Source organism: Paraburkholderia sp. J12 (genome assembly GCF_905220215.1).
In the GTDB taxonomy this organism is placed as follows: Bacteria; Pseudomonadota; Gammaproteobacteria; order Burkholderiales; family Burkholderiaceae; genus Paraburkholderia.
In genome coordinates, this window is sequence record NZ_CAJMZC010000023.1 from 18,368 (window position 1) to 38,344 (window position 19,977).

The following is a 19,977-nucleotide window of genomic DNA, read 5'->3' on the forward strand; positions in this document are numbered from 1 at the left end:
CCGCGTCCGCCACCGCCCGAGCGCAACGATCTTGCATGGACCGGAGACCTGATTTGAACACGTCCGCAGCGAACCCCGGAGAACTGGCCGGCAAGCACCTCGTGATCGGCATGACGGGCGGTATTGCCTGCTACAAGATCGCCGAGCTCACGCGGCTTCTCACCAAGGCCGGTGCGACGGTGCAGGTCGTGATGACCGAAGCCGCTACGCAGTTCATCACGCCCGTCACCATGCAGGCGCTCTCGGGACGCCCGGTCTACACGAGCCAGTGGGATGCGCGCGTGCCGAACAACATGGCGCACATCGACCTCTCGCGCGAAGCGGATGCGATCGTGATCGCGCCCGCCTCCACCGACTTCCTGGCGAAACTCGCGCACGGCTTTGCCGACGATCTCCTCTCCACGCTGTGCGTCGCGCGCGACTGTCCGTTGCTCGTCGTGCCCGCGATGAACCGGCAGATGTGGGGCAACCCGGCCACGCAGCGCAACGTCGCGCAACTGCGTGCCGACGGCGTGACCACGCTCGGCCCGGACTCGGGCTCGCAGGCGTGCGGCGAGATCGGCGACGGCCGCATGCTGGAGCCGGAAGCAGTGTATGAAGCGATCGTGTCGTTCTTCGCGCCGAAGGTGCTTGCGCACCGCCGCGTGCTGATCACGGCCGGCCCGACTTTCGAGCCGCTCGACCCCGTGCGCGGCATCACCAACCGATCCAGCGGCAAGATGGGTTTCGCGCTCGCGCGCGCCGCGCAGCAGGCCGGCGCCGACGTGCACCTGGTAGCGGGCCCGGTTGCGCTGGAAACGCCGTGGGGCGTCTATCGCGAGGACGTGCAGACTGCACAGCAAATGTACGACGCGGTGATGCGCGCCGTACCCGACTACGACGTGTTCATCGGCGTGGCGGCGGTGGCCGACTGGCGCGTGGATCACGTCGCGACGCAGAAGATCAAGAAGACGGCCGGGCACCGCATGCCGACCTTCAACTTCGTCGAAAACCCGGATATTCTCGCCTCGGTGGCCGCCCTGCCGCACGCGCCGTATTGCGTGGGTTTTGCAGCCGAAAGTGGCGACCTCGACGTGCACGGCGAAGAAAAGCGCCAGCGCAAGAAAGTGCCGCTCCTGATCGGCAATCTCGGTCCGCTGACCTTCGGTCTCGACGACAACGAAGTCGTCCTCTTCGAGCCGTCGGGCAGCACGAAGCTGCCGCGCGCGGCCAAACAGGCGCTCGCGCAGACGCTGATCGCCGAAATCGCCCGACGTTTGCCGGACGAGAGCATTATTTCGTGACGCACGGTTCGTGACGCGCGGTTTAGTGACGCGCAGGCGCGCCATCGGCCGGCACGACGATTCGAGCCACGCGTCGCAAACGAAAGCAAGGTGAGCTGTCATGACGCTACTTTCCGTACTCGATCAGTCGCCCGTGATTGCCGGGCACACGGCGGCCGATGCCATCGCCGCCACTATCGAACTCGCGCAGCTCGCCGACGACCTCGGCTACACGCGCTACTGGTGCGCCGAGCATCACGGCCTGCTCGGCGTCTGCAATCCCTGCCCCGAAGTCATGCTCGCGCGCCTCGGCAGCGTGACGAGGCGCATCCGCATCGGCTCGGGCGGCATCATGCTGCCCTACTACAGCCCGTTCAAGATCGCCGAGCAGTTCCTCATGCTAGAGGCGCTCTTTCCGAACCGCGTGGACCTGGGTGTCGGCCGCGCGCCGGGCGGCGACCTGCGCACGGCCCAGGCCGTCGCCGCCGGGGAGTACGACCGCGGCGAGCACTTCGCGCAACAGGTGCAGGACCTCGTGGGGCTGATGGACGGCACGCTGCCCAAGGACAATGTCGCGAGCGGCGTCGTTTTGCAGCCGCACATCGCAACGCGGCCGCAGCTCTGGGTGCTCGGATCGAGCGACTTCGGCGGCATGCTGGCCGCGCAACTGGGCCTGCGCTTTTCGTTCGCGCATTTCATCAATGCGCACTTCGGGCATCTGGTGGCGAACGCCTATCGCGAGCGCTTCCAGCCAGGCCACGAAGCGAAGTCGTATCTGGCGTGCGCCGTGTTCGTGATTTGCGCGGACACCGAGCAGGAAGCCGCCGACCTCGAAAAAGCCGTCGATCTGCGCCGCGTGCAGATGGCGCTCGGCCTGAACGCGCCCATTCCGAGCGTCGAGCAAGGGCTCGCCCAGGAATACGGCGAGCGCGAGCAACTCGTGATCGACCGCGAGAAGCCGCGCAGCATCATCGGCACACCCGAAAGCGTGACGGAGCGCCTCTACGCGCTGCAGGAACGCTTCGCCGCCGACGAACTGATCGTACTCACCGTGGCCGGCAGCTATGCCGCGCGGCTGCGCTCCTATGAATTGCTGGCGCAAGCGTTCCAGCTCTCTTCCCAACCCTGATCTTTCGCCAATGAAAATCGACATCAAGATCCTGAACGAGCGCATGCGCGACCAGTTGCCCCACTATGCGACGCCGGGCAGCGCGGGCCTAGACCTGCGCGCCTGCATCGAAGCGCCGCTCGTACTCGAACCGGGCGAAACGAAGCTCGTGCCCACGGGCCTCGCCATCCATGTGGCCGATCCCGGCTATGCTGCGCTGATCCTGCCGCGCTCGGGCCTCGGCCACAAGCACGGTGTCGTGCTCGGCAACCTGGTCGGTCTCATCGATTCGGATTACCAGGGAGAACTGATGATCTCCACCTGGAATCGTGGCCACGCCACGTTCACGCTGAACCCGCTCGAGCGCCTCGCGCAACTCGTGATCGTGCCGGTCGTGCAGGCGCAGTTCAATATCGTCGAGGACTTCGAAGCAAGCGAGCGCGGTGCAGGCGGTTTCGGCAGCACGGGCAAGCACTGAGCCTCGCGTCTCGAGACTGCCCCAAAGAAAAAGCGCGCCGCGGCGCGCTTTTTTCTTTCCTGGAGACTGCGCTCTCAGACCGGCGCATCGTGCGCTGCTCCCGCAGGCAGCGCGCGATGCCGGTACCACAGCGCATAGACGATCACGAGCACCGCGAGAAACGCGAAGCCGTACGCAAGCGTCATCCGGAATTCGCGCGTGAACGTCGTGCCGACGAGCACGCCGATCATGAGCAACGCACCCAGCACGCTCGTGAACGGAAAGCCCCACATGCGAAACGCGAGCGACGCGCCGCGGTTGCGTACACGGAAGAAAATCTGCGTGACGAAGATCATGAGCCAGGTAAACATCGCGCCGAACATGGCAATGGACATCATCAGCGTGAATGCCGTCTGTGGCCAGAGTGCGTTGAGCACGGCCGCCACGCCGATGCCGATGGTCGAGAGCGAGAGCGCCGCCGTGGGCACGCCCTGGCGCGTGAGACGCCCGAACACCGCCGGCGCGTAACCGGCCCGCGAGAGGCTGAACATCATGCGCGTGGTGATGTAGAGCTGACTGTTCATCGCGGAAAGCGCGGCCACCAGCACGATGAAGTTGATCGCGCCCGCAGCATACGGCACGCCCGTTTCGGCCATCACCTTCACGAACGGGCTTTCGTTGCCGCCCGCCTCGGTCCACGGCACGATGGCGAGCATCAGTGCGAGCGTGAGCAGGTAGAAGAGCACGAGACGCAGCACGGTCGCACGGAACGCACGCGTCACGGCGCGCGCGGGATCGTGAGCCTCGGCCGCCGCGACCGCGATCGTCTCCACGCCCAGATAGCTAAAGAGCGAGACGATCGTGCCTACCCAGACGCCCCACCAGCCTCTGGGCAACAGCCCGCCATGCGACGTGTAGTTGGCGAAGCCGACACCGGAGCCGGCCGGTGCGCGCCAGACAAACCCGGCGCCCAGCACGATGAAGGCGACGATGGCCGCGATTTTCAGGCTGGAGAAGAGATACTCGATCGAACCATAGGCGCGCACGCTCATGGCGTTCACAAGAATCAGCGCCGCCGAGAAACCGACGATCCAGTAGAGTCCCGGCACGTCGGGAAACCAGAACTTCATATACACCGCGATGGCGGCCACCTCGGTTCCCACCGCCAGCACATAGGCCGACCAGTAGGCATAGCGCACCACGAAACCCGCGAGCGGCCCGATGTAGTGCTCGGCGTAGGCGCCGAACGAACCGGAAGTGGGATGCGCGACGGTCATTTCGGCGAGCGCCCCCATCAGCAGCAGCGCGATCACCGCACCGATCGCATACGAAATCAGCACGCCGGGACCCGCGAAGCCGATCGCAAAACCGCTGCCGAGAAAGAGCCCGGTGCCGACCGCGCCGCCAATGGCGATCATCGTCATCTGCCCGGCCGAAAGACCGTGTCGCAGACCGCGCTCGCGCTCGACGATCGCCTCGAACGCATCTTTTTTATCTGTTGCCACAACGAACCTCTGCACAAACCCCAGCGGCGCGCCCCCACCGGCCAGCGAGGCGCGCAAAAAACAAAACGGCGCGGACTGTGACGTCCGCGCCGTTTCTCTTCAAATGAAGCGGAAACGAGCCGCTTATTCTACTTCGACCGCTTCCGGGTTCGGATTGCGCGGCGCAGGCTGCTCGTCGAACGTGAGCAGCACCTTGTCTTCCGCATCCACGTCCACGGTCACGCGGCCGCCGTTCATGAGCTTGCCGAACAGCAGTTCGTCGGCGAGCGCGCGGCGGATCGTGTCCTGGATCAGGCGCTGCATCGGGCGCGCGCCCATGAGCGGATCGAAACCGTGCTTGGCCAGATGCTTGCGCAACGCGTCGGTGAAGAGCGCATCGACCTTCTTCTCGTGCAGCTGGTCTTCGAGCTGCATGAGGAACTTGTCGACCACGCGCATGATGATTTCCTCGTCGAGCGCGCGGAAGCTGATCGTCGCATCGAGCCGGTTGCGGAACTCGGGCGTGAACATGCGCTTGATGTCGGCCATTTCGTCGCCCTGCTCGCGGCGGCTCGTGAAACCGATCGTCGACTTGTTCATCGCCTCGGCACCCGCGTTCGTCGTCATGATGATGATGACGTTGCGGAAGTCCGCCTTACGGCCGTTGTTGTCGGTCAGCGTGCCGTGGTCCATCACCTGCAGCAGCACGTTGAAGATGTCCGGGTGCGCCTTCTCGATTTCGTCGAGCAGCAGCACGCAGTGCGGCTTCTTCGTGACGGCTTCGGTCAGCAGACCGCCCTGGTCGAACCCGACATAACCCGGCGGCGCGCCGATCAGACGGCTCACCGCATGGCGCTCCATGTATTCGGACATATCGAAGCGAATCAGCTCGATGCCGAGCGTGAACGCGAGCTGGCGCGCCACTTCGGTCTTGCCGACGCCGGTCGGACCCGAGAACAGGAACGAGCCGATAGGCTTGTCGGTCTTGCCGAGGCCCGCGCGCGCCATCTTGATCGAAGCCGACAGCGCGTCGATGGCCGGATCCTGGCCGAACACCACTGATTTCAGATCGCGGTCGAGCGTCTGAAGCTTGCTGCGGTCGTCCTGCGAGACGCTCTGCGCCGGCACGCGCGCGATCTTCGAGATGATCTCTTCGATCTCGCTCTTGCCGATGGTCTTCTTCTGCTTCGACTTCGGCAGGATGCGTTGCGCCGCGCCCGCTTCGTCGATCACGTCGATCGCCTTGTCGGGCAGATGACGGTCGGTGATGAAGCGCGCCGAGAGTTCAGCCGCCGCATTCAGCGCGCCCGACGAATACTTCACGCCGTGGTGCTCTTCGAAACGCGACTTCAGGCCGCGCAGGATCGCGACGGTCTGCTCGACCGTCGGCTCGACCACATCGACCTTCTGGAAGCGCCGCGAGAGCGCCGCGTCCTTTTCGAAGATGCCGCGATATTCGGTAAAGGTCGTCGCGCCGATGCACTTGAGCGTGCCCGACGAAAGCGCGGGCTTGAGCAGGTTCGACGCGTCGAGCGTGCCGCCCGACGCAGCGCCTGCGCCGATCAGCGTATGAATCTCGTCGATGAAGAGAATCGCATGCGGACGCTCCTTGAGCTCCTTGAGCACGGTCTTTAGACGCTGCTCGAAGTCGCCGCGATACTTGGTGCCGGCGAGCAATGCGCCCATGTCGAGCGAATACACCTGCGCGTCGGCCAGGATGTCCGGCACTTCGCCGCGCGTGATGCGCCAGGCGAGGCCTTCCGCGATGGCGGTCTTGCCCACGCCGGCTTCGCCCACGAGCAGCGGATTGTTCTTGCGGCGGCGGCACAACACCTGCACCACGCGCTCGACTTCCAGCTCGCGCCCGATCAACGGATCGATGCGGCCGTCCTTCGCCATCTGGTTCAGGTTCTGCGTGAACTGGGCGAGTGGCGTTTCCTTCTGGCCGGCGGCGTCTTCGGCTTCGGCATTCGCGTCGCTCGCCTTGGCGGCTTCGCCGCTGCTCGTCTTCGCTATGCCGTGCGAAATGAAATTCACCACGTCCAGACGCGTGACGCCCTGCTGCTGCAGGTAGTACACCGCGTGCGAGTCCTTCTCGCCGAAGATCGCCACGAGCACGTTCGCGCCCGTGACTTCCTTCTTGCCGTTCGAGGTGGACTGGACGTGCATGATCGCGCGCTGGATCACACGCTGGAATCCCAGCGTGGGCTGCGTGTCGACGTCGTCCGTACCGGGGACCGTAGGGGTATTGTCGTGAATGAAGTTGCGCAGGTTCTGACGCAGGTCTTCGATATTCGCGGCACACGCGCGCAAGACTTCTGCCGCTGTCGGATTGTCCAACAACGCCAGCAGCAAATGCTCGACTGTGATGAACTCGTGCCGTGCCTGACGTGCTTCCATGAACGCCATGTGCAGGCTGACTTCCAGTTCCTGGGCAATCATGCTTCCTCCATCACACACTGCAGCGGATGCCCGGCCTGCCGTGCGTGGGTAACGACTTGCTCAACTTTGGTCGACGCGATGTCCCGCGTATAGACCCCACAAACACCCCTGCCCTCGCGATGAACCTTCAACATGATCTGTGTTGCGGTCTCGCGGTCCTTGTTGAAATATTCCTGCACGACCATCACGACGAATTCCATCGGCGTGTAGTCGTCATTCATCAGCACGACCTTGTACATGGAGGGCGGTTTTACCTTCTGTTCCTGCCGCTCCAGTATGGTTGAGTCCTGCTTGTCCGGGATAATCGCCATACACCCATTCTAAACAACTCGGACAGGCCCGCAATCCTGCCGAAACCCGACCGGACGGACGGTGAACCCGCTCTCGCAATCGCCGTGCATGCCGCGCCCCGTCCAGCCACTACCGGCTGTGCGGGGCCGGCCTGAATCTGCTCGTGACTACTGCTCGTGACTACTGCTCGTTACTACTATTGTTGCTGCTGCGCGAACGACTGCCTGGATCGCTGCCCGATTAGTTGCCAGTGAATGACGACGATCAGGATTTGGTTGCTTCCAGCAGCTTTCACGCCAGCGTTGAAATCAGTATCGCACAACATGCGCCGTGCGGTTGTTCGCTACTGTCGGAGTCCGCACGCAAAGTACGAAATCGATGAAAGTGCGGCAACGCTGTGCTTCCCATGTGCGTCGATTATGCGACTTTTCAAGATGCGTCGCTCGCCTCCGTGCGGCGCACAAGAAAAGCAGGAAAAACCCTGGAAATGCGCTCTTTACAACGCGTCGCAGTGCGTCTCAAATTGCTCTTGACAACAGAATAAAGAGCCCCAACAATCAAGCTGGCACTTTTTTCAACCGACTTAAACTTCGAAAAAATGCCGTTGGTGAGCTTGTGAGGAGGGGGCGGTCGCGGTAAGCGATCGTTAAGCTTTTCGAACTGCTCGTGGTAGTGACATGAGTTACAGGGGAAGTAGGTATGGCAACCGGTACGGTCAAGTGGTTCAACGACGCGAAGGGTTTCGGATTCATTACGCCGGACGAAGGCGGTGAAGATCTGTTCGCTCACTTCTCGGCCATCCAGATGAATGGCTTCAAGACCCTCAAAGAAGGTCAGAAGGTGAGCTTCGAGGTCGTGCAAGGCCCGAAGGGCAAACAGGCATCGAACATTCAGGCAGCAGCCTGATCTGTTCGGTACCCGTACCTTGGAAACCCGGCTTTTGCCGGGTTTCTTTTTTTTGTGACACTGTTTTGCGATCCTGCGCAAAATCAGACCACGCGTAATGTCCCCATCATGCCGAGGTCCTCGTGCTCGAGGATATGGCAATGGAACATGCGCTCCCCCGCGTCGTGCTGGATCGTGGCGATATGCACCGTCTCGTCCGGCTCCACGTTCACGGTGTCGCGCCAGGCCAGATACGATTCGGCCACGCGCTTGCCGCCCCGCTCCCGCGCCAGCACCTGAAACTGGGTACCGTGCAGATGAAACGGATGATCCATGTCCGTGCGGTTTTCGATCGACCACTGCTCGACTTCGCCGCGGCGACTCGTAAGCGTCACGCGGGCCGGATCGTAGGTCGCGCCATTCACCATGAACTGCATTCCGCGGGGCATCGATAGTGCAGACGCACCCGGTTGGTGCATCGCCTTCATGTCCATGGCTTCGCTGAAGACGACCGTTTGCCGTGCCCGGAACGGCGAGAGGGGTGCGATCTTGCGCAGCTGCGCGGGCAGCGCAGGCGACGCTCCGGCGGCATCCGATGCAACGGCTCCTGATGTAACGACGCCTGGCGTAGCGACGCCCGACGTACCGACGCCCGGCGCAAACCGCACGTCGGCAAGCGCCCGCGTGGGCTCGGCCGGCAGACCGCCGCCCATCATCGCCATCTTCCGGCGGTCGTACTGCGCGGCAACGAGCCGGGCGCGCGAAGGCAGCGCGCCGGCGGCCACGATCAGTTCGGCGCGCTCGCCGGGCGCGAGCAGCAGCGACGTGAGATTGCCGCGCGGCGCGGCGAGCAAACCGCCGTCGCTGCCGACCTGGACGAACGGACGCCCGTCGTCGAACGCGAGCAGCAGATAACGTGCGCTGCACGCATTCCAGACGCGCCAGCGTTCGTCGCGCGTCACGTCGATATCGGGGCGCAACGCGCCGTTCACCAGCACGAACTGGCCTTCGCGGCCGTTCATCCAGTCCATCATGCTGTTCGGCGCAATCGTGCCGTCTGCGGCCAGCTTCAGGTCCGTGACGAAGAGATGGCGCTCGGGCCAGGCGGCAAGCGGATCGTTGGCCGCACGCACGACGATCGGGCCCGCCAGCCCGCGAAACACCTGCTCCGCCGTCAACATGTGCGGATGCGGGTGATACCAGTAGGTGCCCGCGCTGCCCGGCGGCAAGGTGAAGCGATAGAGGCGCTCGGCGCCCGGTGCGACGGGATCGGCGGGATTGCCGTCCTGATCGGGCGGCACGGGCAGGCCATGCCAGTGGATCGTGGAAGGCTGCGCGAGGCGGTTCACGAAGCGGATCTCGACCGTGTCGCCTTCGCGCACATCGATCAGCGGACCGATCACCGGCGCGCCGAGATCGGGGGTGCCCGCTCCGGCGTCGTATTGCCAGAACAGCGTGTCGGACTGGCCCGGCAGCAAGGGCCGCGACACGGGCTGCGCAACGAGTGTCGCGCGGAAATGGCCCGGCTCGCGGGACTCGTTGGCCAGGGTGCGCAGCGCGGGAAGCGGCGCGCCGGTCGATAACGCGTCGGCGGCGGCGAGCGGCGCGGGTGCCGGCATCATGGTGCCCGGCATCGCGTGTGCGTCGGACATGCCGGCCGAACCGGGGGCCATGTGCATCATGTGGCTGTCGCTCTGCGCGAACGAAGCGCGCGCGTATAGCGAAGCCAGGGCGGCGCCGAGGGCGCCGGACAGGAAGGCTCTTCTTTGCATCGTCGATATCCCGAATCAGACTCTGTTGCGCAGCATGGCACGGCGAGGCCAGCCTGGGGCTGCCTGCCGCGCGCACGATCGACGGTTCCGCTGGATCGTACCCAGTGCGAACCGGTGGTGAATGACACGGGCCGCGCAACAAGCGCGGCCACTGGGACGTCAGACGATCGGTGGAGGCAACGGCGGTGCGTGCGTGATACCCGCGAGCAAACGTTGAGGCGACCCGGCAGGTTCGGCATTGCCCGGCGAGCCGGCAACGAAACCCGATGCAGCAAGCGGCAACCCGCAGTGAATGGCGCAGCCCGCAGCACAGCAGTCCGCGTGGCAATCGCACTGATGCCCGGCGCGCGTGGCGAGAGCGATCGTGCCGGCTCGAGCGGTAACGTGTACGCCATGCGGCGCCTGCGCAACGGGTTCGCATGCAGCGGCTCCGCGCATGGCGAGGAGCGCAACGGCAAGCATTATCAGCAGACGAAGGACGGCGATCATTCGGGAAGCGAGTGGCCGGATGCGCGATGGAGACACAAAGTCATCATAGCGCAAGGCATCTGCCGTCGTAACCGACGCACACGAAAAATCAGGAGACAGCGCTGACTCATTTCGCCTGTTTCATCGTAGTACGAATCATTGATTCACTCGCAAAACGGCAAAAGAAAACCCCGGCGGGTCTCAACGACCGGCCGGGGTGGATGCGTCAGGCCGCAACGGCCCGACATGCGCCGACAAAACGCGCTGACATATCGCGCTGACATATCGCGCTTACATATTTTCGATCATCACCTGCCCGAACGCCGAGCACGACACCTGGGTCGCGCCTTCCATCAGGCGAGCGAAGTCGTACGTCACGCGCTTCTGCAGAATCGACTTCTCCATCGACGCGATGATGAGATCCGCCACCTCGGTCCAGCCCAGGTGGCGCAGCATCATCTCAGCCGAGAGAATTTCGGAGCCAGGATTGACATAGTCCTTGCCCGCGTACTTCGGCGCCGTGCCGTGGGTCGCCTCGAACATCGCCACGGAGTCTGACAGATTCGCGCCCGGCGCGATGCCGATGCCGCCCACCTGAGCCGCGAGCGCGTCCGAGATGTAGTCGCCGTTCAGGTTCAGCGTGGCGATCACGTCGTATTCGGCGGGGCGCAGCAGGATCTGCTGGAGGAATGCGTCGGCGATCACGTCCTTGATGACGATATCGTTACCGGTCTTCGGATTCTTGAACTTCATCCACGGACCGTCGTCGATCAGTTGCGCACCGAACTCGCGCTGCGCGAGCGCATAACCGTAGTCGCGGAACGCGCCTTCGGTGAACTTCATGATGTTGCCCTTGTGCACGAGCGTCACCGAGCGGCGATCGTTGTCGATCGCGTACTGGATCGCCTTGCGCACGAGGCGGTCAGTGCCTTCGCGCGACACCGGCTTGATGCCGATACCCGACGATTCCGGAAAACGGATCTTCGCCACGCCCATTTCGTCGCGCAGGAACTTGATGATCTTCTTCGCGCCTTCCGATTCGGCGGGCCACTCGATGCCCGCGTAAATATCTTCGGAGTTTTCGCGGAAGATCACCATGTTGACCTTCTCCGGCGCACGCACGGGCGAAGGCACGCCCTTGAAGTACTGCACCGGGCGCAGGCACACGTAGAGGTCGAGCTGCTGGCGCAGCGCCACGTTGAGCGAGCGAATCCCGCCGCCCACCGGCGTCGTGAGCGGCCCCTTGATCGAAACGACGTACTCCTTCACGGCTTCGAGCGTTTCCTCGGGCAGCCAGACATCGGGGCCGTACACGCGCGTGGCTTTCTCGCCCGCGTAGATCTCCATCCAGTGAAGCTTGCGCTTGCCGCCGTATGCCTTCTCGACTGCCGCGTCGACCACCTTGATCATCACGGGCGTGATATCGATGCCCGTGCCGTCGCCCTCGATGTACGGGATGATCGGCTGATCGGAGACGTTGAGCGAGAAATCCGCGTTGACGGTGATCTTGTCACCCTCCATCGGGACGTTGATGTGCTGATACGGCATGATCGACTCCAGTTAGGGGCTTGGCGGTGGTAGCGAGTTCTACGCTGCGCATACGCCTTCCGCGTGACGGTCTGGCCGCTATTCTAGCCCACGCCCTGTGACGGCGCGTGAGGCCGCCCGGCCATGGGAATGACGCGTCGCAACACCTCTTATGCACGTCTTACGCACGTCTTATGTCTTATATAAGATAGATGATATGTTCGGGCGCATTATGCATTAAGATCCGGCCGCGCCCTCAAGAAACTACCCGGCTCCTTCCATGCGTCTGATCGCCCTCAACAAACCGTTCGGCACAATTTGCCAGTTCTCGCCGCACGAAACCCGCTCCACGCTGGCGGACTGGGTGAAGACGCCGGGCGTGTATCCCGCGGGCCGGCTCGACGCGGACAGCGAAGGGCTCCTGCTCCTCACCGACGACGGCGCCCTGCAGGCCCGCATTGCCGAGCCGCGGCGCAAGCTCGTGAAGCGCTACTGGGCGCAGGTCGAAGGCGTGCCCGACACCGCCGCGCTGGCCGCGCTCGAAGCCGGCGTGGATCTCGGCGATTTCATCACGCAGCCCTGCCGCGCGAAAACGATTGCCGAGCCGGCCCATCTCTGGCCGCGCAACCCGCCCATTCGATACCGCGCGGCGATTCCCGCCACGTGGCTCGAAATCGCGATCAGCGAAGGCAAGAATCGCCAGGTGCGGCGCATGACCGCGGCGGTCGGTTTTCCCACGCTGCGACTCGTGCGCGTTGCGATCGGCGCACTCGATATTTTTTCTCTGAACCTGGCACCCGGCGCAAGTGTGGACGTACCCGCCGATGCGCCCTGGCAGCGCACCACCCGCACGCCCGCTTCCAGGTGACTGTTGCGCAAGCACTTTTTGATCGACGTCAAATTGCGTGACATTGGCACGCTTTCAATGCGAGCGGCGTGTGAAGGAAATGAAAACTTCGCGTCAACCGCCTTGCGACACGATGCGTTATTCGACGCAGATGCCGCCGAAGCTATCCGGCATTCAGCCTTCCGGTACCCGCCTTGCGTGCGCAAGCCCGTCACGACGAGGTCCCGACCGCTGGCAGACGCGTTCGCGAATTTGTTTTCAATTTGTCGATCACGACTGTCAACCGAAAGGTGGATGGCACGTTTACCGACCTGACTCCAATAACCGGGTCACTTGGTTAATTAACTCAAGCTGAGGATTCACAAAATGAACAAACTGATCGCTGCCCTGATCGCTGGCCTCTTCGCAACGGCTGCATTCGCACAAGCTTCGGCTCCGGAAGCTGCTTCGGCCGCTCCGGCTGCTGCTGCTTCGTCGGCTAAGGCACACAAGAAGTCGACGCACAAGAAGTCGTCGCACAAGAAGGCAGCTAAGGCTGAAGCCGCTTCGGCAGCTTCGGAGTAAGCTTGTTGTAAGACGCATCGACGATCGGCACTCGCGGCCGCTCTTCATCGCGTTAAAAGGCAGACCGCTGCAAGGCGTTCTGCCTTTTTGTTTTTTGCGCGCGCGTTCTTGCCTCGCGCTTGCTCCCGTCGCGCATCGCATGTCACCGTTAGTCACCGTTGGTATTCGAGACGCTTTGACCCGCTTCGACCTGGTCGCGTAACATGCGCGGGTTAATCTCAAGCAAGGAGTCCTGTCGTGCGATTTCCCCTGCGCTCGCTTCTCGCGTCGCGTCTTGCGCCGCTTTTTGCACGTTATGCGCTCGCCGTTGCATTGCCGCTGGCCGCGACTGCGGCCCTGACGTCCGCGACACTACTGGCTACGCCCGGCGTCGCCCACGCCCAGCAGATGCCGCCCGGCGCGAAACAGCCCGGCGATTTCCCGCGCCTGAAGCTGACTGCCGGCATGTTCGTGATCGATGCCGCCGTGGCCGCCAACGACGCGGACCGCGAGCAGGGCCTCATGTATCGCACGCAGCTCGCACCGAACGAAGGCATGCTGTTCGTGTTCGGCGAGAACGCCGTGCACTGCTTCTGGATGAAGAACACGCTGATCCCGCTGTCGATCGCATTCGTGCGCGCCGACGGCACGATCACCGACATCGACGAGATGCAGGCCGAAACGACCAACAACCACTGCCCGCGCAATAACGGCGTCTATGCGCTCGAAATGAGCCAGGGATGGTTCTCGTCGAAGGGCATCAAGCCCGGCATGAAGCTCGAAGGGCTGCCGCCGATGCAGTGACGCCCGGCTGACGCCCGGCGCGCCGCGCCGCACGCCACCCCGTTCGCCGCGCGCCCGCCCGCGCGCTCCGCCGAGGCCGGCCCCGCTTTGCGCGGCGCCGGCCTTTTTGCACGCGCCGGCGCGCTTTATGCAAAAGCGCAGTGCAAGCGCTATGCTAGTAATCCAGCACGCGCAGCGCACAAAGCGCCGCGCGTCACGCCGGGTGCGCGCGCAGCCCGCGCCGCGCGGCGTCCGGCACCTTCCACGGCGCGTATTCCAAGGAGATCACCGTGCCTCGCAAGACTCCCATCGAGCGCTATCGCAACATCGGGATCAGCGCTCACATCGATGCCGGCAAAACCACCACGACCGAACGCATCCTTTTCTACACCGGTGTGAATCACAAGCTCGGCGAGGTTCACGACGGCGCAGCCACCATGGACTGGATGGAGCAGGAGCAGGAGCGCGGCATCACGATCACCTCGGCCGCGACCACCGCGTTCTGGAAGGGCATGGCCGGCAACTACCCCGAACACCGCATCAACATCATCGACACCCCGGGGCACGTGGACTTCACGATCGAAGTCGAGCGCTCCATGCGCGTGCTCGACGGCGCGTGCATGGTGTACGACTCCGTGGGCGGCGTGCAGCCGCAGTCGGAAACGGTGTGGCGCCAGGCGAACAAGTACAAGGTGCCGCGCATCGCGTTCGTCAACAAGATGGACCGCGTGGGCGCGGACTTCTTTCGCGTGCAGCGGCAGATCGGCGAGCGCCTGAAGGGCGTGGCCGTGCCGATCCAGATTCCCGTGGGCGCCGAGGATCATTTCCAGGGTGTGGTCGATCTCGTCAAGATGAAAGCGATCGTCTGGGACGACGAGAGCCAGGGCGTGAAATTCGAGTACGAGGAGATTCCCGCGAATCTCGTCGAGCTCGCGCACGAGTGGCGCGAGAAGATGGTCGAAGCCGCCGCCGAAGCCGACGAAACGCTGCTCGAAAAATACCTCGAAGATCACGAGAGCCTGACCGAAGAGGAAATCAAGGGCGCTCTGCGCAAGCGCACGATCGCCAATGAGATCGTGCCGATGCTGTGCGGCAGCGCGTTCAAGAACAAGGGCGTGCAGGCGATGCTCGACGCGGTGATCGACTACCTGCCCTCGCCCGTCGACGTGCCCGCGATCCTCGGCCACGACCTCCACGACAAGGAAATCGAGCGCCACCCGAGCGACGACGAGCCGTTCTCCTCGCTCGCGTTCAAGATCATGACCGACCCGTTCGTCGGCCAGTTGATCTTCTTCCGCGTCTATTCGGGCGTGGTCGAGTCGGGCGACACCGTGCTCAACGCGACCAAGGACAAGAAGGAGCGCCTCGGCCGCATCCTGCAGATGCACGCGAACGAGCGCAAGGAAATCAAGGAAGTGCGCGCGGGCGACATCGCGGCGGCCGTCGGTCTGAAGGAAGCGACCACGGGCGACACGCTCTGCGACCCGGCGCATGCCATCGTGCTCGAAAAGATGATCTTCCCCGAGCCCGTGATCTCGCAGGCCGTCGAGCCCAAGACCAAGGCCGACCAGGAAAAAATGGGCATCGCGCTCAATCGCCTTGCCCAGGAAGACCCGTCGTTCCGCGTACAGACCGACGAGGAATCCGGCCAGACCATCATCTCGGGCATGGGCGAGCTGCACCTCGAAATTCTCGTCGATCGCATGAAGCGCGAGTTCGGCGTGGAGGCGACCGTCGGCAAGCCGCAGGTGGCCTACCGCGAGACGGTGCGCAACAAGGTCGAGGACGTGGAAGGCAAGTTCGTCAAGCAGTCGGGCGGGCGCGGCCAGTACGGTCACGCGGTCATTTCGCTCGAACCGCAGCCGCAGGGCAAGGGCTACGAGTTTGTCGACGCCATCAAGGGCGGCGTGATTCCGCGCGAGTTCATCCCGGCCGTGGACAAGGGCATCCAGGAAACGCTGAAATCCGGCGTGCTCGCGGGCTACCCGGTAGTCGATACGAAGGTCACGCTCACGTTCGGCTCGTACCACGACGTCGATTCGAACGAAAACGCCTTCCGTATGGCGGGCTCGATCGCGTTCAAGGAAGCCATGCGGCGCGCCAAACCGGTCCTGCTTGAACCGATGATGGCCGTGGAAGTCGAGACGCCCGAGGAGTTCATGGGCAACGTGATGGGCGACCTCTCCAGCCGCCGCGGCATCGTGCAGGGCATGGAAGACATCGCGGGCGGCGGCGGCAAGATCGTGCGTGCCGAGGTGCCACTCTCGGAAATGTTCGGCTACTCCACGTCGCTGCGTTCGCTCACGCAGGGGCGCGCGACCTATACGATGGAGTTCAAGCACTACGCCGAAACGCCGCAGAACGTCGCCGAATCGGTGATCAACGCAAAGAAGACCTGAGCGCCACGAGCCTGACGCAAGCCGAAGCCCGTCCCTCTCGGGGCGGGCTTTTTCACAGGTGTGCGGCGCCTGGCAACACGGGAAACGGATTCCCCCCGGGACAGGAGACAAGACGATGAGCCACGACCACGAGCACACACACGATCACGACCACGACAGCAACGCCGCCCCCACCGGCCCGGTGGACTGGCGCGAACAGGGCGTCAAGGTCATCCGCGGCGACCAGCTCGACACCAACACGGCGCAGACGCCCGGCATGAATCGCGCGGCGGCCATCAACGCGGCGCGTGTGGGCGCGCAGAAGATCTGGGCCGGCACCGTGACGATCCACCCCAACGCGAAGACCGGCGCGCATCACCACGGCGCGCTGGAAAGCGTGATCTACGTCGTGCGCGGACACGCGCGCATGCGCTGGGGCGAGCACCTCGAATTCACGGCCGAAGCCGGCCCCGGCGACTTCATCTTCGTGCCGCCCTGGGTGCCGCACCAGGAGATCAACGCGAGCACAGACGATCCGCTCGAATGCGTGCTCGTGCGCAGCGACAACGAAGCCGTGGTGGTCAATCTGAACATCGACGCCGTCGAGGCGCCGGAGTCGGTGTACTGGGTCGACCCCATTCATCGCCATCCGCACGAAGACTGAGCCGCGTGGCGCGCGATCCATTCTCGCGTCGCAAACCGTGCCCGGGCGTCGATTGCGCGCCATGCGTTGGCCAAACACGCAACATGGCGGGCAAGCGCCCCGGCGTGGAAGCGCCTTCGACCCGCCCCGCCTTCCGTCCCTGCCGCCGAATCGCTTAAACTGGACCCGCATTCGTCGTCTGCAGCACTGCATGCCGTCGTCGCGCCCCGCCCGAAGTGCCTGTGAAGGCGAGGCGCGCCCACTCACGGAACCGCACGGAAACCCGCATCGATGAAACGACCGCTGTCCGCCGCCCTGGCCAGGGCTTTCGACCTGCTGCGCCGCGACGCCGGCGAATACGGCAACCACGCCATCGACGAATATCTCGCCGGCCGCCTCACCCGCCGCGAACTGCTGCGTTATGCCGGCGCAACGGGACTATTGGGCCTGCAGGGCATCGCACTCGGCGGCGGTCTGTACGCCTCGCTGGCCCCGAGCACCGCACGGGCGGCCCAGCAGCCGACCGACCAGACGATACGCGTGGCGCACCTGATGCCCGCGGGCGCAGTCGACCCGCTCACCGTCACCGATGCGGGCGGCCTGTGCCTCTTGAACCAGACCGGCGAATTCCTGCTCAACGACGACGCGAACGACCGCCTGCAACCCGCGCTCGCCCTCTCCTGGCAGCCCAACGACCGTGCCGACGTCTGGACCTTCAAGCTGCGCCCGGGCGTGAAATTCCACGACGGCCAGCCGTTCGGCGCCAAGGACGTCGTCGCGACGTTCGACCGCCTCGCCGATCCGGCGAGCGGCTCGGCCGCGCTTTCGGTGCTCAAGGGCGTGCTCTCGAAAGGCGGCACGAAAGCCGTCGACGAACACACGGTCGCCTTCCATCTCGACGCGCCGAACGGCAATTTCCCGTACTACGTTTCCTCGGACAACTACAACGCCGTGCTGCTCCCCGCCAACTATGCGGGCAATTACGAAAAGAGCTTCATCGGCACGGGGCCCTTCAAGCTGGAGAACTACCAGCCGCGGCAGGGCGCGAGTTTCGTACGTAATCCCGACTACTGGGGCGAAAAGGCGCTGCCCGCGCGCGTGCAGTTCGCGTTCTACGCCGACGAACAGGCGCAGATTCTCGCGCTCCAGGGTCGCCAGGCGGACGTGATGGGCACGTTCACCGTGCAGGGCGGCATCGGCATCCTGAACAATCCGGATTTCAAGGTGATCGGCGTGCGCTCGAGTGCGCATCGCCAGATCCATATGCGCAACGACGTGCCCACGTTCCAGGACAAACGCGTGCGCCAGGCGCTCGCCCTCGCGCTCGATCGCGACGTGATGGTGCGCGGGCTCTTCAAGGGCCGCGCCGTGGTGGGCAACGACAGCCCGTTCGCGCCGGTGTTTCCCTCGACGGCGACGAACGTGCCGCAGCGCAGGCTCGACGTGGCGAAGGCACGCCAGTTGCTCGCGCAAGCCGGCGTGCCGAACGGCTTCGACGTGACGCTCACCACCGAGAAGTACATGGAAATCCCCGATCTGGCCGTGGTCGTGCAGAACGCGGCCAAGGCGATTGGCGTGCGCATCACGCTGAAGGTCGAAAGCCAGGGCCAGTATTACGGCGCGGGCACCTACGGCAAATCGGACTGGCTCGACTCGCCGCTCGGCATCACCGACTACGGTCATCGCGGCGTGCCGAACGTGTTCCTCAACGCGCCGCTCACGAGCGCCGGCACGTGGAATGCTGCGCATTTTCGCAATCCGCAGTACGACAAGCTGGTCGCCCAGTTCGTCGCGACGCTCGACGTCGCCGCACAAAAGCAGGTGGCGGCGCAGATCGAAACGCTGCTGCTCGACGAAACGCCGGTGATCATTCCGTACTTCTACGATCAGTTGATCGCGCAGCGCACCGCGCTGCAAGGCGTGCATTTCACCGCGCTCGCGCAGCTCTACTTCGACCGCGCCACGCTCGCGGCGTAAGCCGCGCCTCGCGAGGCGGTTCAGGTCGAGACCGACGGACCGACGCCACGCGCCGCACGAAGGAGCCCGATGGCTACACCGCTCACGACTCGACCCGCCCCGCCCTCGCCCGCCGCGAGCGCAGTGCGCTCCGCGCGCACGTCAGGCGCGCTGCGCTTTCTCGCACGCCGCGCCGCGTGGGCGTTCTTCACGCTCTGGCTGCTTTCCGTGCTCGTGTTCTGGGGCGGCCAGGTGCTGCCCGGCGACATCGGCCGCACCATCCTCGGCCCGCTCGCGGACGCACGCGCAGTCGCCGCACTGAACCATCAGCTGGGCGCGGACCGCCCGGCCCTCCAGCAATACGTCGCGTGGATCACGCACGCGCTCACGGGCGACTTCGGCGTGTCGTGGAGCTATCGCCAGCCGGTGGCCCCTTTCGTCGGCGAGGCGCTGCTGCAATCGGCGAAACTCGGTCTCTTCGCGTTCGCCGTGGTCGTGCCGCTCGGCATCGGCGGCGGCGTGTGGGCGGCGCTCCATGCGGGCCGCTGGCTCGACCGCGCGATCAGCACAGGCGGCCTGTGCGCGAGCGCCGTGCCGGAGTTCGTCTCGGCCATCGCGCTGATTCTCGTGTTCGGCGTGGAGCTGCGGTGGCTGCCCATCGAGGCCGTCGCACCGCCCGGCGCCGGCGTGCTGGAGACGCTGCGGCATCTGCTGCTGCCGGTGTTGCCGCTCGTCTTCGTGTTTTTCGGCTATCTCGCCCGGATGGCGCGCGCGGGCATGCTCGGCGCGCTCGACGCCGACTACACGCGCACCGCGATTCTCAAGGGCCTGCCGCGCCGCGTGGTGATCGTGCGGCACGTGCTGCGCAATGCGCTGCTGCCCACCGTCACGGTGGCCGCGACACAGCTCGGCTACCTGATCGGCGGGCTCGTCGTGGTGGAGACGCTGTTCCGCTATCCCGGCATCGGCTCGCTGATCTACAACGCGGCCAAGGCGAAGGACTTTCCGCTGCTCGAAGCCGGTGTGCTGGCGATCGGCGCGATCTACACGCTCGCGAATCTCGGCGCGGATCTGCTGCACGCGCTGCTCGATCCACGGCTGCGCACTCCGGGAGGCGCATGAACGACGTCA

General features: G+C 64.5%; 17 protein-coding genes. 12 read left to right on the forward strand and 5 right to left on the reverse strand.

Going from position 1 to position 19,977, the window contains the following annotated elements; all coding sequences use genetic code 11:
- The first annotated feature begins 35 nt into the window (after nt 1–35).
- From coaBC to dut, 3 genes are all read left to right on the forward strand, one after another.
- A complete protein-coding gene (gene coaBC / locus U5760_RS29725; protein WP_415914203.1) occupies nt 36–1,283 on the forward strand; it encodes a bifunctional phosphopantothenoylcysteine decarboxylase/phosphopantothenate--cysteine ligase CoaBC in 1,248 nt (415 codons plus the stop codon).
- A 100-nt stretch (nt 1,284–1,383) separates the two neighbouring features.
- Nucleotides 1,384–2,391, forward strand: a complete 1,008-nt coding sequence (locus tag U5760_RS29730; RefSeq protein ID WP_322015893.1) for an LLM class flavin-dependent oxidoreductase — start codon at nt 1,384–1,386, stop codon at nt 2,389–2,391.
- A 10-nt stretch (nt 2,392–2,401) separates the two neighbouring features.
- Complete coding sequence (gene dut / locus U5760_RS29735) at nt 2,402–2,848, forward strand: dUTP diphosphatase (protein ID WP_322015894.1); 447 nt, start codon at nt 2,402–2,404, stop codon at nt 2,846–2,848.
- A 74-nt stretch (nt 2,849–2,922) separates the two neighbouring features.
- On the opposite strand, the gene U5760_RS29740 is transcribed toward dut, so the two are convergent.
- The 3 genes from U5760_RS29740 to clpS all read right to left on the reverse strand — a co-directional run bounded on the left by U5760_RS29740 (nt 2,923) and on the right by clpS (nt 7,064).
- Nucleotides 2,923–4,332: an amino acid permease gene (locus U5760_RS29740; protein WP_322015895.1), complete on the reverse strand. Its 1,410-nt coding sequence runs from the start codon at nt 4,330–4,332 to the stop codon at nt 2,923–2,925.
- A gap of 123 nt (nt 4,333–4,455) precedes the next feature.
- Entirely contained in the window at nt 4,456–6,753 is a 2,298-nt protein-coding gene (gene clpA / locus U5760_RS29745; protein ID WP_322015896.1) for an ATP-dependent Clp protease ATP-binding subunit ClpA, read from the reverse strand.
- Entirely contained in the window at nt 6,750–7,064 is a 315-nt protein-coding gene (gene clpS, locus U5760_RS29750) for an ATP-dependent Clp protease adapter ClpS (RefSeq protein ID WP_028225950.1), read from the reverse strand. The genes clpA and clpS overlap by 4 nt, the downstream gene beginning before the upstream one ends.
- 679 nt (nt 7,065–7,743) lie before the next feature.
- Here clpS and cspD point away from each other — a divergent pair.
- Nucleotides 7,744–7,950, forward strand: coding sequence for a cold shock domain-containing protein CspD (gene cspD, locus U5760_RS29755; protein WP_017776809.1), 207 nt, complete (start codon nt 7,744–7,746; stop codon nt 7,948–7,950).
- An 83-nt stretch (nt 7,951–8,033) separates the two neighbouring features.
- On the opposite strand, the gene U5760_RS29760 is transcribed toward cspD, so the two are convergent.
- The gene (locus U5760_RS29760; protein WP_322015897.1) at nt 8,034–9,701 is read right to left on the reverse strand and encodes a multicopper oxidase family protein; all 1,668 of its coding nucleotides are present in this window, start codon (nt 9,699–9,701) and stop codon (nt 8,034–8,036) included.
- 321 nt (nt 9,702–10,022) lie between these two features.
- Between U5760_RS29760 and U5760_RS29765 the strand changes: the two genes are divergently transcribed.
- Nucleotides 10,023–10,295 carry a hypothetical protein gene (locus tag U5760_RS29765; protein WP_322015898.1) on the forward strand — a complete coding sequence of 91 codons (273 nt, stop codon included), beginning with the start codon at nt 10,023–10,025 and terminating at the stop codon, nt 10,293–10,295.
- A gap of 165 nt (nt 10,296–10,460) precedes the next feature.
- Here the strand turns inward: U5760_RS29765 and icd are convergent, their stop codons facing one another.
- Nucleotides 10,461–11,717 carry an NADP-dependent isocitrate dehydrogenase gene (icd, locus tag U5760_RS29770; protein WP_322015899.1) on the reverse strand — a complete coding sequence of 419 codons (1,257 nt, stop codon included), beginning with the start codon at nt 11,715–11,717 and terminating at the stop codon, nt 10,461–10,463.
- Nucleotides 11,718–11,976: 259 nt separating this feature from the next.
- On the opposite strand from icd, the gene U5760_RS29775 reads away from it, so the two are divergent.
- From U5760_RS29775 to U5760_RS29805, 7 genes are all read left to right on the forward strand, one after another.
- A complete protein-coding gene (locus U5760_RS29775; RefSeq protein ID WP_322015900.1) occupies nt 11,977–12,564 on the forward strand; it encodes a pseudouridine synthase in 588 nt (195 codons plus the stop codon).
- 345 nt (nt 12,565–12,909) lie between these two features.
- Nucleotides 12,910–13,107 carry a hypothetical protein gene (locus U5760_RS29780; RefSeq protein ID WP_322015901.1) on the forward strand — a complete coding sequence of 66 codons (198 nt, stop codon included), beginning with the start codon at nt 12,910–12,912 and terminating at the stop codon, nt 13,105–13,107.
- 237 nt (nt 13,108–13,344) lie between these two features.
- Complete coding sequence (locus U5760_RS29785) at nt 13,345–13,890, forward strand: DUF192 domain-containing protein (RefSeq protein ID WP_322015902.1); 546 nt, start codon at nt 13,345–13,347, stop codon at nt 13,888–13,890.
- Between the two features lie 269 nt (nt 13,891–14,159).
- Entirely contained in the window at nt 14,160–16,268 is a 2,109-nt protein-coding gene (gene fusA / locus U5760_RS29790; RefSeq protein WP_322015903.1) for an elongation factor G, read from the forward strand.
- A 115-nt stretch (nt 16,269–16,383) separates the two neighbouring features.
- Nucleotides 16,384–16,911: a cupin domain-containing protein gene (locus U5760_RS29795; protein WP_322015904.1), complete on the forward strand. Its 528-nt coding sequence runs from the start codon at nt 16,384–16,386 to the stop codon at nt 16,909–16,911.
- Nucleotides 16,912–17,181: 270 nt separating this feature from the next.
- A complete protein-coding gene (locus U5760_RS29800; RefSeq protein WP_322015905.1) occupies nt 17,182–18,867 on the forward strand; it encodes an ABC transporter substrate-binding protein in 1,686 nt (561 codons plus the stop codon).
- A gap of 69 nt (nt 18,868–18,936) precedes the next feature.
- On the forward strand, nt 18,937–19,968 hold the full coding sequence (locus U5760_RS29805) for an ABC transporter permease (protein ID WP_322015906.1): 1,032 nt from the start codon (nt 18,937–18,939) through the stop codon (nt 19,966–19,968).
- Nucleotides 19,969–19,977: the final 9 nt, after the last annotated feature.